The sequence below is a fragment of the Natrinema sp. 1APR25-10V2 genome, assembly GCF_031626495.1.
GTDB lineage: Archaea > Halobacteriota > Halobacteria > Halobacteriales > Natrialbaceae > Natrinema.
Genome location: NZ_JAMQOJ010000007.1, coordinates 1 through 13,230 on the forward strand (window position 1 = coordinate 1; position 13,230 = coordinate 13,230).

General features: G+C 66.1%; 18 protein-coding genes. 9 read left to right on the forward strand and 9 right to left on the reverse strand.

What is annotated here, in order from left to right; translation table 11 throughout:
• Positions 1 to 819 precede the first annotated feature (819 nt).
• The 3 genes from NDO75_RS20580 to NDO75_RS20590 all read right to left on the reverse strand — a co-directional run bounded on the left by NDO75_RS20580 (position 820) and on the right by NDO75_RS20590 (position 2,677).
• Positions 820 to 1,425, reverse strand: a complete 606-nt coding sequence (locus NDO75_RS20580) for a metal-dependent hydrolase (RefSeq protein ID WP_310908492.1) — start codon at positions 1,423 to 1,425, stop codon at positions 820 to 822.
• Between the two features lie 167 nt (positions 1,426 to 1,592).
• Positions 1,593 to 2,432 carry an NAD(P)H-binding protein gene (locus NDO75_RS20585; RefSeq protein WP_310908493.1) on the reverse strand — a complete coding sequence of 280 codons (840 nt, stop codon included), beginning with the start codon at positions 2,430 to 2,432 and terminating at the stop codon, positions 1,593 to 1,595.
• Entirely contained in the window at positions 2,429 to 2,677 is a 249-nt protein-coding gene (locus tag NDO75_RS20590; RefSeq protein WP_310908494.1) for a hypothetical protein, read from the reverse strand. Before NDO75_RS20590 ends, NDO75_RS20585 begins: the two co-directional genes overlap by 4 nt.
• A gap of 129 nt (positions 2,678 to 2,806) precedes the next feature.
• On the opposite strand from NDO75_RS20590, the gene NDO75_RS20595 reads away from it, so the two are divergent.
• The 7 genes from NDO75_RS20595 to NDO75_RS20625 all read left to right on the forward strand — a co-directional run bounded on the left by NDO75_RS20595 (position 2,807) and on the right by NDO75_RS20625 (position 7,704).
• On the forward strand, positions 2,807 to 3,283 hold the full coding sequence (locus tag NDO75_RS20595; protein WP_310908495.1) for a helix-turn-helix domain-containing protein: 477 nt from the start codon (positions 2,807 to 2,809) through the stop codon (positions 3,281 to 3,283).
• A gap of 82 nt (positions 3,284 to 3,365) precedes the next feature.
• Positions 3,366 to 4,439, forward strand: a complete 1,074-nt coding sequence (locus tag NDO75_RS20600; RefSeq protein ID WP_310908496.1) for an ABC transporter ATP-binding protein — start codon at positions 3,366 to 3,368, stop codon at positions 4,437 to 4,439.
• Positions 4,436 to 5,278: an ABC transporter permease gene (locus NDO75_RS20605; RefSeq protein WP_310908497.1), complete on the forward strand. Its 843-nt coding sequence runs from the start codon at positions 4,436 to 4,438 to the stop codon at positions 5,276 to 5,278. Before NDO75_RS20600 ends, NDO75_RS20605 begins: the two co-directional genes overlap by 4 nt.
• Positions 5,279 to 5,363: 85 nt before the next feature.
• Positions 5,364 to 5,585, forward strand: coding sequence for a hypothetical protein (locus tag NDO75_RS20610; RefSeq protein WP_310908498.1), 222 nt, complete (start codon positions 5,364 to 5,366; stop codon positions 5,583 to 5,585).
• A gap of 43 nt (positions 5,586 to 5,628) precedes the next feature.
• Positions 5,629 to 6,921 (forward strand): histidinol dehydrogenase, encoded by a 1,293-nt coding sequence (hisD, locus tag NDO75_RS20615; protein ID WP_310908499.1) that lies wholly within the window; start codon positions 5,629 to 5,631, stop codon positions 6,919 to 6,921.
• A 91-nt stretch (positions 6,922 to 7,012) separates the two neighbouring features.
• Positions 7,013 to 7,225, forward strand: coding sequence for a hypothetical protein (locus NDO75_RS20620; protein WP_310908500.1), 213 nt, complete (start codon positions 7,013 to 7,015; stop codon positions 7,223 to 7,225).
• 104 nt (positions 7,226 to 7,329) lie between these two features.
• Positions 7,330 to 7,704: an iron-sulfur cluster assembly accessory protein gene (locus tag NDO75_RS20625; RefSeq protein ID WP_310908501.1), complete on the forward strand. Its 375-nt coding sequence runs from the start codon at positions 7,330 to 7,332 to the stop codon at positions 7,702 to 7,704.
• 137 nt (positions 7,705 to 7,841) lie between these two features.
• On the opposite strand, the gene NDO75_RS20630 is transcribed toward NDO75_RS20625, so the two are convergent.
• From NDO75_RS20630 to NDO75_RS20645, 4 genes are all read right to left on the reverse strand, one after another.
• The gene (locus NDO75_RS20630; RefSeq protein WP_310908502.1) at positions 7,842 to 8,042 is read right to left on the reverse strand and encodes a dodecin; all 201 of its coding nucleotides are present in this window, start codon (positions 8,040 to 8,042) and stop codon (positions 7,842 to 7,844) included.
• Between the two features lie 86 nt (positions 8,043 to 8,128).
• Positions 8,129 to 8,788: a hypothetical protein gene (locus tag NDO75_RS20635; protein WP_310908503.1), complete on the reverse strand. Its 660-nt coding sequence runs from the start codon at positions 8,786 to 8,788 to the stop codon at positions 8,129 to 8,131.
• Positions 8,781 to 9,398 (reverse strand): hypothetical protein, encoded by a 618-nt coding sequence (locus NDO75_RS20640; RefSeq protein WP_310908504.1) that lies wholly within the window; start codon positions 9,396 to 9,398, stop codon positions 8,781 to 8,783. Before NDO75_RS20640 ends, NDO75_RS20635 begins: the two co-directional genes overlap by 8 nt.
• Positions 9,399 to 9,479: 81 nt before the next feature.
• Entirely contained in the window at positions 9,480 to 10,457 is a 978-nt protein-coding gene (locus tag NDO75_RS20645; protein ID WP_310908505.1) for a metal-dependent hydrolase, read from the reverse strand.
• A gap of 162 nt (positions 10,458 to 10,619) precedes the next feature.
• On the opposite strand from NDO75_RS20645, the gene NDO75_RS20650 reads away from it, so the two are divergent.
• Positions 10,620 to 11,831 carry an alanine--glyoxylate aminotransferase family protein gene (locus NDO75_RS20650; protein WP_310908506.1) on the forward strand — a complete coding sequence of 404 codons (1,212 nt, stop codon included), beginning with the start codon at positions 10,620 to 10,622 and terminating at the stop codon, positions 11,829 to 11,831.
• 28 nt (positions 11,832 to 11,859) lie between these two features.
• Here NDO75_RS20650 and NDO75_RS20655 read toward each other — a convergent pair whose 3' ends face one another.
• Together NDO75_RS20655 and NDO75_RS20660 are read right to left on the reverse strand one after the other, a co-directional pair.
• On the reverse strand, positions 11,860 to 12,168 hold the full coding sequence (locus tag NDO75_RS20655; RefSeq protein ID WP_310908822.1) for a hypothetical protein: 309 nt from the start codon (positions 12,166 to 12,168) through the stop codon (positions 11,860 to 11,862).
• A 213-nt stretch (positions 12,169 to 12,381) separates the two neighbouring features.
• Complete coding sequence (locus NDO75_RS20660) at positions 12,382 to 12,621, reverse strand: DUF5816 domain-containing protein (RefSeq protein WP_310908507.1); 240 nt, start codon at positions 12,619 to 12,621, stop codon at positions 12,382 to 12,384.
• A 180-nt stretch (positions 12,622 to 12,801) separates the two neighbouring features.
• Here NDO75_RS20660 and NDO75_RS20665 point away from each other — a divergent pair, with 180 nt between their 5' ends.
• Complete coding sequence (locus tag NDO75_RS20665; RefSeq protein ID WP_310908508.1) at positions 12,802 to 13,212, forward strand: universal stress protein; 411 nt, start codon at positions 12,802 to 12,804, stop codon at positions 13,210 to 13,212.
• The last annotated feature ends 18 nt before the right edge of the window (positions 13,213 to 13,230 follow it).

Here is a 13,230-nt window from a genome sequence, read left to right on the forward strand (position 1 = left end):
GATGACACACGGTCGGTCGCGATGACCGGTCGGGCGTCACCGAACTACCAAGGCTAACATCAGATCCCATCTGTACGGCGGACCGCAGGGGTAGGATCCTCATTTCCTTCGGACGTATTCGTAAGCCATCTGGGGTACATAACCCCTTCGGACTACGACCGCCCGAGTGACGACCCGCAGCGAGCGGGGCGTCGTTCACGTCATATCCGAATACCCTCGTACACTTAAGGGCGTCGGATCGTTCCCCAGCCGGAAATCGCATCCGGCGGGGACTTTCGCGTATTCTGAAGTACGCGCCCAGAGTATATAAGGGCGTCGTACTGAGACACCGAGATCCGGCGTCAAACGCGATCGATCCGAACGCCCTCGAGACGACCGACGGACGAGCCGTCGGTCGTGACGAGGAAACGGAATATTTCCTGCCTCCGTGCCGGGTCCCGGCCGGAGGGAACGTGGCGGCGTGCGCCACGTCGTTCGCATTAGTATGGAATCCCCGGTCCATACATAAGGCCGTCGTCTCGTCCGGCCATTGACCATCGTTGGCATTCAGCCGGGGAACACGTTCTCGAGTGCAAGACAGTCGTCGATGTCTCCAACGGGAATCGGTCGTCTCGAGACTCGAGGAGCGTTCTCACCGTGATCACGGGGCTATCCAGAAGGGCGATGACTCGTCGACCGGAGCCGTAGGGAATCGACGCGAACCAGCGACTCGAGTTGCGCTGGGGATTCGACACTGCCGTCGGCGAGCAAGAACCGACTATACGCTGAATATAACCGCCACTGCGACAGAGGCCGTGCGTCGGCCGCGATTCGGGCAGTTCACCGGTTCGAACGTGAGTCGTTCGTCTCCGGGAGGAGCCGTTTACCACCGAGCAGGCACTGGCGAAGAACCGGCGCGCCGTCGTAGAGCCAGAGAGAGAAGGCGAGCGCGGCCAGTCCTAACTGGAGCCAGACGTACGTCGAGACGTCCCCTGCGAGGAGTTCGCCCAGATAGCGGCCGAACAGGGTACCGAACGAGTCGAGGAAGCCTCGACTGGGCGGATGCCCCGTGACGGTCTCGACCGGCCAGAGCATGAGTTCGACCTGGACGATACCCTGGCTGACGTAGGAGTAGAGGAGATCGGCGGGGGGATGCAGCAGCGACCCGACAGCGAAGGCGAGACCGGTTCGCGGACGACCGGCCGCGGCCGCGACGGTTCCGACGGTGATCGAGAGCGGGACGAGGAAGAACACCGAGTGGCCGATCGCGTACCCCGCGTCGAAGACGCCGAACTCCCACGCGAGGGGCTTGTCGATCAGATCGGGGAGGGTCGACGCCAGCACGACGGCGAACGCCTCGAGCCCGCTGGGCGAGTCGCGGAAGACGAGGTGACAGCCCACTGAATACGCGAGATAACCAACGATCGCGTGTTCCCATGGCCACATAGGACGGTGGTACGGTGGACGCGGAATAGTTATGCAGGACTTGCCGACCGGGACGAACGTGACTACACTGTTTCTTCGAAGCGGGACGGACCGAAATACTCCCGAGAGCCGGTTCGAAACAGAGAAAGAGCCTATTACCGGCCGCGTACACCGGTCGGTCTGACCGGCTACGCCCAGACTGTGCGAGTATCCCGGACGAACGTCCGAAAGTCCGTCGGCGGACGGCCGAGAAGCGACCGGGCGTCGTCGGTCACTCGGTCCGCCAGTCCGAGCCGTGCAGTAGTGTAGATCGCGGCCATCACACCGGTCTTCGCGAGGTCACCCTCGAGTCGGTACCGCGAGAGCAAAAACCGAGGAAGCGAGGGATCGGTGTACTCGACCTCGTGCTCGAGTGCCGCCGAGAGCACCGCACAGACCTCGGCGTACGAGAGCGCGTCCGGACCGGTGAGGTCGTACGCGCCGGTGATCCCCTCACGAAGTGTGCGGACGGCGACGGCGGCGACGTCTCGAGCGTCTACCAGGCTCGTCTTCCCGTCGCCGGCGGGGACTGCCAGCCGACCGTCGCGGATCTCCTCGCGGTGAGTCGTCGAGAGGTTCTGCATGAAAAACGAGGCGCGCAGGAACGTCGTCTCGAGGCCGGCGTCGGCGAGCCACGACTCGATGCGCGCGTGGGGGACGAGCGGGTTCCGATCGGCACCGATGACCGAGAGGAAGACGACGCGTTCGACCCCGGCACCGACGGCGGCCACCAGAGCTGGAACGGCATCTCGACGGACTCGAGAGAGCGCGGGTGGGCGAACGAGGAACATCGCGTCTGCGTCGGCGAACGCATCTCGATAGGTCGTCGGGTCGGTGAAATCGAAGGCGACGGTCGCACAGTCCAGTCGATCACGGGCGCGGGCGGGATCGCGACTCGCGGCGGTGACGGTGACGTCGGACGCGTCGCGAAGGCCGTCGACGACGTGGCGACCGACGGTCCCGGTCGCGCCCGTGACGAGGACGTTCACGCGGGTCCCACCTTCGGCAGGTCGCGGACGAACTCCTCCCCCTCGAGACAGTCGAGGATGAACCGCGCGACGTCGGCGCGGTCGATCGATTCGAAGCCCAGCGCGAGGTCACCGGCGCGGTACTCGCCCGTCGGATCGCCCTCGGTGAGCCGCGGCGCGCGGACGACGGTGTGCCCGCGCTCGAGCGCCTGCCGACAGAGCGGGCGGCCGGTCCGACCGGTCGCCCCGAAAATTGCGATTTGCATAGCCGTCGTTTCGGCGGCTCGATTCATAAGGTTGTGACTTCGAAGTTTCGAAGTAGTGGCGTCGAGACCGATGCCTGTCCGATAGTTAGAGACGCGAAGTATTAGTTTTCGGCTCGCTCAGTGTGGGGTATGAACGAGGAGCCGAACGACGCGCGTTCGAACGGAGAGGCCGGCCGAGACGGTGGACAGGCGCCGTCCGACATCGAGACGGTTCCGGGGCTAGACGCCGGCCGGTCACAGGAGACTGCGCGAGCGCTCCGCGACCGACTCGAACCGGACGAGCGCGAGCGGGTCGAACGGACCGTCGCCCGGCTACTGGATCTCCTCGGGAAGGCCCACGCGATGGCGATCCTTTCGACGTTCGCGTTCGCAGACGGGCCGCTCCGTTTCTCGGAGATCGAGGAGCGCCTCGAGGTGCCGGCGAACACCCTCACCGAGCGGCTCAAAGAGCTGGTCGCGGCCGGGTTGCTCCGGCGGGAGGCCTACGACGAGGTCCCACCGCGGGTCGAGTACGAACCGACCGAGAAGGGCCGAGCAGCGTTTCCGGCGTTCGGCCACCTGCACGCGTGGGCCATCGAGCACGACCTCGAGCCCGTCGAGGAGTGACGAGCGCCGATAGTTCGGACTCCGAAGTTGCGAAGTAGTTTCGAACTCACAGCTATATCCAGTTGCTCGCCCAAACACGACTGTGACCGACTACGCAATCGAGGCCCGGGACGTGGCGGTGACGTACGCGGACGGGACCGAGGCGGTCCGCGGCGTCGACCTGCTCGTCGACGAAGGCGAGTTCTTCGGCTTCCTCGGGCCCAACGGTGCGGGGAAGACGACGGTGATCAAGACGCTGGTGACGCTGTTGCGCCCGACGGCTGGCTCGGTGGAGGTCAACGGCTTCGACGCAATCGCCGACCCACACAGCGTGCGGGCGACGGTCGGCTACATGGCCCAGGAGACGAGCATCGATCCGGAGCTGACCGCCCACGAGAACCTCCGGTTCGCCTGCGACGCCTACGGGGTGCCGAAAGCGAATCGAACGGACCGGATCGACGAGTTGCTCGAGCTCGTCGAACTGACCGACGTGGCGGACAAGGTCGCTGACGACTTCTCGGGCGGGATGAAGAAACGCCTCGACGCGGCGACCGCGCTGGTCCACCGGCCGCAGTTAGTGTTCCTCGACGAACCGACGACCGGACTCGATCCGGCGGCGCGAAACCGCCTCTGGGAGTACTTCCGGCGGATCAACGACGAAGGGACGACGGTCTTCCTGACGACGCAGTACCTGGAAGAGGCCGACCAACTGTGCGATCGGCTGTCGGTCATCCAGCGCGGGCGGGTCGTCGCTGACGGGTCGCCCGCCGAACTGAAGCGCCGCGTCGGCGGCGAGATCCTCGGCGTCGAACTGGCGGATCCCGACGCGAGCGAACGGGCGGCGACGGTTGCGCGCGAAAAGGGGCTGTTCGCCGAGGGTGCGACGATCGAGCGGACCGAGTCGGGGATCGAGGTGACCGCGCGCGACGCGCGGACGCGCGGAACGGATCTGTTGGTCGCGCTGCGGGACGCCGGCATCGACGTGGTCGGGTTCGACGTCCGCGCGCCGACGCTCGACGACGTGTTCCTCGCCGTAACCGACGACCGTCCGGACGCTGGGGTGGGAACCGGGGGAGAGTCGGCGGCGGCCGACGCCGTGCGATCGGAGCCGACCGGCGACGGTGCCCCCGTCGCCGGCGACGGGACGGAAACCGGCGGAACGGGAGGTGACCGATGAGCACGCCGAACGTCGACCGTCACGGCGGCGGGTTCGCGAGCGACGTGTGGGTCACGTTCGTCCGGTGGACGATCAAGTCCGTCCGGAACCCGTTCGTCCTCGTCGTCTCGCTGATCCAGCCGATCATCTTCCTCGTGCTGTTCACGCAGGTGTTCGGCGGCGTGGCGACGGGTGCGCTGCCCGGAATCACCTACGAGACCTACCTCGTACCGGCGATCGTGATCCAGGTGGCGCTGGTCGCGGCCGCGACCTCGGGCATCGGGCTGGTCAACGACATCGAGACCGGCATGTTCGAGAAGATCCTGGTCAGTCCGATGAACCGGACCGCCGTCTTCCTCGGGAAGACGCTAGCCGAGATCGTCCGCATCGTCGCTCAGGTGACGATCGTGATGGGACTCGGCGTCCTGCTCGGCGCAGAGATCGAGACGGGGCTCGTCGGTGCCGTCGCCATCGCCGGCATCTGCGTCGTGTTCTCGGTCTGGTTCACCGCGTTCTCGAACGTGCTGGCCGTCGTCACTCGAGACGAGGAGTCGACGATCATCGGGGCGAACCTGCTGCAACTGCCCCTGCTGTTCGTCTCGAGTGCGTTCCTCCCGCTGCCGGCGCTGCCGGACTGGATCCAGACGGTCGCGACGTTCAACCCGATCACCTACGGCGTCGACGCCGCCCGCGCAGTGATGCTCGGCGAGGACACGATGACGGTCATCGAGGTCACGCGGTTCGAGGGAATGTGGAACACGCTCGTCCCCGCGCTGGCCGTCCTCGTCGGGCTCGCGCTGGTGTTCGGCTCGGTGGCAATCTACGCCATCGGCCGCGCCGCCAGCGCCGACGTCAAGTAACTGACTTGAGCCGTCGACGCGTGGCGGAGACGTCGGGCGTGGGAATAACCGACATCGTTTAGCGACAGTGCTCGTAGGAGTAGGCATGGACCGTTCGGGATTCGTCAAACTCGCGGTCATCGCGTTCGGACTGGTGATCGTGAGCTTCGTCGTTCGGGGGCTGAGCCGGATCGTTCTCGAGGTCGAGATCGCGAACCTCCTGCAGGCGCCGTTCGCGCTCGTCGGCTTCGGCCTCCTCGTCTATCTGTTCGTCAGGGCGACCCTCGACGCCGTCGGAATCTGGGAGGTCGAGAACCCGGACGCGTGAGCATAAGGAAACCGTTTTTCGCCCGCCGCTCGAATCCGGAGTCATGACTATCGACGTGCAGCCGATCGCCGACCTCGGGCCGGCCGATCGCGCGGCCTTTTTCGAGCGCGACGCCGGCATCGAGGCCGTCAGAGAGGACGTTCGCGGGATCGTCGATCGGGTCCGCGAAGAGGGCGACGTGGCCGTCCGCGAGTTCACGAGCGAGTTCGACGGCGTCGAACTCGGCAACCTCGAGATCACCGACGACTGCGAGCGGGCCTACGACGAGGTGGACGCCGAGATCAGAGCGGCGATCGAGACCGCCGCGGGGAACGTCCGCGAGTTCCACGAGGCCCAGCTCCCGGAGGACTGGCGGCGGGAGTTCGGCGACGGCCGCACGCTGGGTCGCCGCTTTCGGCCGCTCGATCGCGTCGGCGTCTACGTCCCCGGCGGCTCGGCGGCCTACCCCTCGAGTGCGATCATGGGGATCGTTCCGGCGGTCGTCGTGGGCGTCGACCACGTCGCGGTCGTCACGCCGCCGGCCGACGAGTTGAATCCCGTCACGCTGGCGGCCATCCACGCCGCTGGGGCGGACGTCGTCTACAGCGTCGGCGGCGCACAGGCGATTTCGGGGCTGGCCTACGGGACGGAGACGATCGACCGCGTCCAGAAGATCGTCGGTCCGGGGAACAAGTGGGTGACCGCGGCCAAAGCCGAGGTCCGCGGTGACGTCGAGATCGACTTCCTCGCCGGACCGAGCGAGGTCGTCGCGATCGCAGACGGAAGCGCGACCCCCGAACTGGTCGCCGCCGAACTCGTCGCCCAGGCCGAACACGACCCCAACGCCTCGGTCGTGGCCGTCACCGACGACGAGGCGACAGCCGACGCCGTCGCCGACGCCGTCGACGAGCGAGCGAACGGGCGCGAACGCGAGGACGTGATCCGCGAGGCCCTGACGAACGACGCGAGCGGTGTGCTCCTCGCTCGCTCGATGAGCGAGGCCATCCTCTTTACGGAGGAGTACGCCCCAGAGCACCTCTCGGTCATCGCCGACGACGAAGAGTCGATCGTCGACCGGATCGACAGCGCGGGGAGCGTCTTCCTCGGGCCGAACACCCCCGTCGCGGCCGGGGACTACGCCAGCGGGACCAACCACGTCCTGCCGACCAACGGCGGCGCGCGGGTGACCGGCGGACTCTCCGTCGAAACGTTCCTCCGATCGACGACGGTCCAGCGCCTCTCGAGCGAGGGGCTCGCAGACCTGGGCGAGACGATCACGACCCTCGCCGACGCCGAGGGGCTCGAGGCCCACGCCGAGAGCGTTCGACTTCGGCTCGACGACGAGCGAGATCCGTAGCGAACGGTAATAGATCGTTGGTCGACGGCGGTCTCAGGTTACCAAAGTGCAAACTGGTTTTACGTAGGTGGAGGCCAAAGGAGGAGGTGAGATGGAACCGCGTGTCGATCCGACTGACGGGCGCGTCCTCGAGCGCAACTACGACTACGCCCAGAAGAACGTGCGGCTCCTCTCGATGTGGTACGGCTGTGACCTCGAACGGATGCTCGAGCTACTGGCGGAACACGACATCGAACTCTCGCGGAACGACGAGCGACAGTTCGGAACCTGCTACCGCTCGTTCCGGCGCCGATCGAGTTGCTGACGGACGCCGGCAGCGACCACAGAGAGGAGCGTAACCGGATGGGGCTAGCCCGCTCGCGTTCGAATGGCGTCACAGTTAACATCGTCGCGCGGAAAGGTATCGGTATGAGTACGGACAGTATGGACGGCGGGCAGGCCGACACCCAGCCGGAGATCGAAGTGACCGAGGACGCCGCCGAGCAGGCGCTGGCCCTGCTCGAGGGGGAGGACCTCGACGTGACGGAGGCCGGCCTCCGGCTGTTCGTCCAGCAGGGCGGCTGTGCCGGCCTGTCCTACGGCATGCGGTTCGACGACGAGCCGGACGAGGACGACACGATCTACGAACATCACGACCTGCGCGTGTTCGTCGATCCGGCGAGTCTCAAGTACATCGAGGGGAGCGTGCTCGACTACGAGGACGGGCTCCAGGCCGAGGGGTTCCACGTGGACAACCCGAACGTCGTCAGCGAGTGCGGCTGTGGCGAATCGTTCCGAACGTAATCCCGACCCGGCCGTCAGCGGACGTTTTGGTACCGTCCCTCGTTTTCCGTTATCACGCCGATAGACGGCAGTCAGTTCGGCGATTCCAACCGAAAAAACGAGAGACTGCGAGACGACGACCGAGTCGGCGGCTCGGCTTACTCCTCGAGTTCGAAGGCGACGGTGACTTCGGCCTGGTACTCGCGGTCGTCGGCGCTGGCGATTTCGACGCCGAGTTCGTCGACCTCGATCCAGTGGACGTTCTCGAGGGTCGATTCCGCGCGATCGATAGCGTCGTCTGCGGCGGCGTCGAAACTCTCGGGGCTGGTTCCGATGAGTGTGATCTTCTTGAAGACCATGGCCGGATTTCCTACACCGAGCAGCGACGTAAAACTGATCGTCGGTTTCGATATGTGAGTCGGCGTCCGCCGCTATAGCGGGGGACTCAGTCGGCTCGCGACTCGAGGCGCTGTCGGATCGCCCCCGACACGTCGCTGAGATAGGCCCCGCCCCACGTCGCGACGATGATCGCACCGATCGAGTTGAAGACGAAGTCGAGCATCGTGTCGCCGAGACCGTACTGAGTGAGGACAGCCCTGATCCCCAGCGCCTCGGCCGACAGCGCGATAGCGAACTCGAGGATCTCCCAGAGGACGCCGAACGCGATGACGAACAGCAGGATGAACACCGCGACGAACTTCCGTGGAAGATGGACGCCCTCGGCGTGTTCGTCGAATGCACGGACGGTAGCATAGCCCGCGCCGGCGACCAGCGACGCCGACAGCGCGTGGGTCATGTGGTCCCACCACCAGATGTCGCTGTAGAGGGTTCGCGTCGCACCCGGCAGTCCGACGGTGCCGAAGGCGTGGAGGAAGACGGCGGTCGTGATCCACAGCGTGAGCCGCGGGTCCATCGGAATCTCGTAGTCGCGCTCGAGCAGCGGCGGGAGCTGCGTGACGGCCAGCGCGACGCCGGTGTTGACGACGATTCCGCCGTTTCCGCGTTCGATGCCGACGAACAGCATGCCGACGAGACCGAGCTCCATGAGATACGAGAGCTGGCGCTGGCGCCGACGGGAGGGGAGCCAGCCGGTGCGGTTACGCATCGTCGACCTCCGCGGTCGGCGCGAGATCCTCCGGAAGGCGCTGATCGGTCGGTGCGAGGCGTCTGAAGTAGAGCTCGAAGACGACCCCAGCGCCGATGCCCGCGACGGCGGAGTAGACGAACTCCCACATCACCGCGTCGTGGTCGGCCGTGAACGGGATGCCGAGCGTCTTCGACGCGCTCCACCGGAGCAGCGCCCACAGGCCCGCCGCGGCCATCGTCCCGACGACGACGAGAACGATGGCGAAGCTGGACGTCATCCGCACGGACGTAAACGATTGCAGTTCGACGGCGAGGACGAGCGCGATGGCCGCGACAGACAGGTACGCGGCGAAGTGGCCGGTCAACCGGTCGGCATCGATCGCCATCCCCAGTACGGGCAGCGCGGCCAGCAACAGTACTTCCCAGGGGAGCATCGCCTGCGGCGAGCGGAAGGCGACCGGCGGAAGCAACGCCAGTGCCACGAGCGTCGCCGCAAACGTCGCCCACAGAAACCCACCCGTGAGCAGTTCAGCGAGTCCGATACCGCCGATCGCGACGATCAACAGCCACGCGACCACCGCGTTGGTGCGACCGTCGGCGATCAGCCCCTCGAGCGTAGTCTGAGACACGGTGACTCGTACTGAGCGTTCTCACAAAAGAGTATGTACTCGTCAGTGGACGTGGAGACGCGCCGGGTCGAGAGCCATCGCTCACGCGGGTACGACGACGTAAACGATCGCGTACGCGGTGAGCGCGACCGTCACCGCGGCCACCGCTGTCAGCGCAACCTCGAGAACTGCGTCGACCGACGGTCGCGAGTACCAGAGACGACCGAACGCCGGCGAGGGAGAGCTTCGGATCGCGCCGACGACGAGCCCGACGCCGAGGATGGAGAAGACGAAGTGGTAGGACACCTCGAGCGTCGGCGGCGTTACGGCGAGCGCGGCGATTCCGTAGGCAGCGCCGACGGACGCCCGCCGGTCGACCGAGCCGAGGATCGATCGGTCGGTGAGTCGACAGACCGTCGTGAGCGCGAGTGCGATGGCGGCGAGTTCGATCGCGAACGCGCCGAGCAGGTGCAGCGTCGGGTCCGAATGGAGGACGACGCGTGACTCGAGAACCGGCGATCCAAAGGGGAACAGCCAGTCTGGCGGCGAGCCCGTGACGAGGTCGCCCCACGGGTGCGACCAGAGCCCCCAGAGCGCCGCGAGGGTAACCGTCGCCGGCGAGAGGGTCGTCAATCGGGCGGTCCCGCGGGCGACGACGACGCCGCTGACGACGAACAACCCCATGACGAGCGCCGCAAGCGGGCCGCCGGCGACGAGCGCGACGACCACGAGCGCCGCGAGGAGTGTCCCGGCGAGTCCTCGAGCGAGTCGTGCGCGCTCGTTGCGCGCGCGAACGGCCGCGAGACCGAACGCCGGCGCTGCGACCGCGCCGACGACCAGCGAGTGGGTGACCGAGCGGTGGACGGCACGGCTCGCGTCCCAGAACGCCGTCGGTGCGCCGACCGAGCCGGTCGTTGCGTCCGCGAGGCCGACGACCGCGTACGCGACGTCGATGTCGGGGATCGCCGCGAACAGGCCTGCGACGACGCCGACGAGGAGCGCTCGCTGCGCGTTCCAGCCGCGCCACTCGGCGACCAGGGCCGCGACGGCGAACGCGAGGAGGGCATGTCCAATAAACACGACAGTTCGAGTACGAGAGTCATCGGCTTAAGTTGCTCGCAGAATCGTGGGAGAAGGTAGCAACGGCCGTTATCCGAGCGCGGGCAGCACGCCGGGCACGCTCAGAGCATGTACTTCGCCGCTGTCGGTACATCTTTGCGGGTGGCAGGCGAGCACACGCCCATGGCTCAGGAACCACCGACCGAGACGGCTCGAGCGCCAGCCGTTGGCGAACTCACACCGCCGGATCGAACGCTGATGGGACCCGGTCCGAGCGACGTGAACCCGCGCGTCCTCCGGGCGATGAGTACGCCCCTCGTCGGGCACCTCGACCCCTCGTTCATCGAGATTATGGACGAGGTTCAGGAGCTGTTGCGGTATACGTTCCGGACGGACAACCAGTGGACCATCCCGGTCTCCGGGACCGGTTCGGCCGCGATGGAGGCCGCGATCGGCAACGTCGTCGAGCCCGGCGACACGATGCTCGTCCCGACGAACGGCTACTTCGGCGGTCGGATGGCCTCGATGGCCGAACGCGCGGGCGGGGAGGTCGTCGAAGTCGACGCGCCGTGGGGCGAACCGCTCGATCCCGACGACGTGGCCGATGCGCTCGCCGAACACGACCCCGACGTCTTCGGGTTCGTCCACGCCGAGACGAGCACCGGTGTGCTCCAGCCCGACGTCCCCGAACTCACCGCCGCGGCCCACGACCACGACGCGCTCGTGATCGCCGACAGCGTCACCTCGCTGGGCGGCGTCGAGTTCCGGGTCGACGAGTGGGACATCGACGTGGCCTACTCCGGTCCGCAGAAGTGTCTCTCCTGTCCACCGGGTGCGAGCCCGCTGACCCTCTCGGATACGGCCATGGAGAAAGTCCTCTCGCGCGAGGAGGACCCTCGCTCCTGGTACCTCGACCTCTCCCTGCTCGAGGGCTACTGGGGCGACGACCGCTCGTACCACCACACCGCGCCGATCACGAACGTCTACGCGCTCCGGGAGGCCCTGCGGCTCGTCGCCGAGGAGGGCATCGAGGCGCGCTGGGACCGCCACGAGCGGCTGGCCGGCGCGCTGAAAGCCGGCGTCGAGGCGATGGGGCTCGAGATGAACGCCCCCGACGAGTACTGGCTACCGAGTCTCAACGCCGTCCGCGTCCCCGACGGGATCGACGATGGCGAGGTCTGTGACGCCCTGATCGAGCAGTACGACCTCGAGATCGCCGGCGGCCTCGGCGATCTGGCCGGCGAAATCTTCCGGATCGGTTGCATGGGTCACTCCGCGCGGCCGGAGAACGTAATCTACGTCGTGACGGCGCTGGGCGACGTACTCGAGTCGATGGGTGCCGACGTCGATCCGGGCGCAGGCGTGACTGCGACGCGAAACGCCCTCGAAAAATAACCGCCGCACTGCCGTTTTCGCCGCTTCGTTACGCCGACACTCGCGGTCCTGGTGGCGCTCGTTCGACCTGATAGTCCTCCCCGTCGACGACGATGATCGCCCACTCGTAGTTGGGCTCGGCGCTCTCGAGTCGGTTCTCGAGATCGTCGGCATCGTCGGGTTCGGCGACGAAACAGTGGAACTGTCCCGACGACGGTGACGGGAGTTCGCCCGCCTCGAATACGGTGTTCACGTGGACGACTTTCCACGCTCGTTCGGCGCGAAACTCGGGGCCGTTGCCTTCGACGGTGTAGCCCAGCTCAGCGAAGATCGACCTGGCCTGCTCGACGAGTCGCATGTTAACAGGACCCATTCGTTACCACCTATGTCGGCATCCCTCATAAATGTTAGTACGTAACAAGAAGTCGGAGACAGTTCCCAACTATTCGGAACCAGCTGCGGATATTGATGGATCTCTGTACTATTGGACGGTCAGTTTGGTCAGTAATTGTTTATTACCAAGTTGTGTTAGCTGTCTAACTGGTTTCGGTGGCTGTGACCGTACCGACGGTCACTCGTGGGCGGCGTCCCACTCAGTCGGCTTCCGGAAGTTCCCGCACCGGTTGCACTTGATTCGGCCCATCGCATCCATCGCGTTGTCGAGGCTCTCGCAGTTCGTACAGAACCAGCCGTAGCGGCGCTCACAGTCGTCGGACTCGTAGGCGACCAGAAACGGCCCCTTCGATCCCTTGTCGCCGTCCGTCTCCGAAATATAGACGGTGTCGCCGTCGTCGGTCGACCAGGTTTGCATATCCGTTCCTACCGGTGCTCGCGGTAAATGGCTGTCTTTCCGGGTCGGTATCGCCGCCGCGAGCGGTCGAGGTAGCCGTCCGACTGACTCGAGGAACGTCCACAGCGGCATGGGACAGGTTCGCAGTGTGGACAGTCCGTACTGAAAGGTTTACCCGCCCGGGAATCGTTCGGTTCCCTAATGGCGCTGGTCGTGGTTCCCGTTCGGTATCCGTTGACAAAGCACTCGAGACGCACGCTCGAGCAGGCGATCGAGGTCGCCCGCGATCGGGACGCGTCGCTGACCGTCCTGCACGTCGACCTCTACCAGAACGGGAAGAAAGTGACCCGTATCGACCTGAAAAATGCCGTCGAGCGGTCGTTCGGGCGACTCGAGAACGCCCGCTACGTCGTCCGGACGGGATTTCTCGTCGAGGAGTCCATCCTGGACGAAGTCGCCGCGGAGGGAGCCGACGCCGTCGTCATCGGAAGCAAGCAGGCGAGTCGGCTCCGGCGGATCTTCCAGCGGTTTACCGACAATCCGGATATCGATCGTTACCTGCGGAGCCACCTCGACTGCGAAGTCATCACCATCGAAGGTGCGCAGGTGTAGCAGAGGGGGACCGCCCGA

Bases quoted from the DNA above. Each gene is read 5' to 3' on its own strand.
- NDO75_RS20605 (WP_310908497.1), top strand. From the start codon at position 4,436: ATGAGCACGCCGAACGTCGACCGTCACGGCGGCGGGTTCGCGAGCGAC.
- NDO75_RS20650 (WP_310908506.1), top strand. From the start codon at position 10,620: ATGGCTCAGGAACCACCGACCGAGACGGCTCGAGCGCCAGCCGTTGGC.
- NDO75_RS20655 (WP_310908822.1), bottom strand. From the start codon at position 12,168: ATGCGACTCGTCGAGCAGGCCAGGTCGATCTTCGCTGAGCTGGGCTAC.
- NDO75_RS20625 (WP_310908501.1), top strand. From the start codon at position 7,330: ATGAGTACGGACAGTATGGACGGCGGGCAGGCCGACACCCAGCCGGAG.
- NDO75_RS20620 (WP_310908500.1), top strand. From the start codon at position 7,013: ATGGAACCGCGTGTCGATCCGACTGACGGGCGCGTCCTCGAGCGCAAC.
- NDO75_RS20635 (WP_310908503.1), bottom strand. From the start codon at position 8,788: ATGCGTAACCGCACCGGCTGGCTCCCCTCCCGTCGGCGCCAGCGCCAG.
- NDO75_RS20630 (WP_310908502.1), bottom strand. From the start codon at position 8,042: ATGGTCTTCAAGAAGATCACACTCATCGGAACCAGCCCCGAGAGTTTC.
- NDO75_RS20610 (WP_310908498.1), top strand. From the start codon at position 5,364: ATGGACCGTTCGGGATTCGTCAAACTCGCGGTCATCGCGTTCGGACTG.
- NDO75_RS20660 (WP_310908507.1), bottom strand. From the start codon at position 12,621: ATGCAAACCTGGTCGACCGACGACGGCGACACCGTCTATATTTCGGAG.
- NDO75_RS20590 (WP_310908494.1), bottom strand. From the start codon at position 2,677: ATGCAAATCGCAATTTTCGGGGCGACCGGTCGGACCGGCCGCCCGCTC.
- NDO75_RS20580 (WP_310908492.1), bottom strand. From the start codon at position 1,425: ATGTGGCCATGGGAACACGCGATCGTTGGTTATCTCGCGTATTCAGTG.
- NDO75_RS20595 (WP_310908495.1), top strand. From the start codon at position 2,807: ATGAACGAGGAGCCGAACGACGCGCGTTCGAACGGAGAGGCCGGCCGA.
- hisD (WP_310908499.1), top strand. From the start codon at position 5,629: ATGACTATCGACGTGCAGCCGATCGCCGACCTCGGGCCGGCCGATCGC.
- NDO75_RS20665 (WP_310908508.1), top strand. From the start codon at position 12,802: ATGGCGCTGGTCGTGGTTCCCGTTCGGTATCCGTTGACAAAGCACTCG.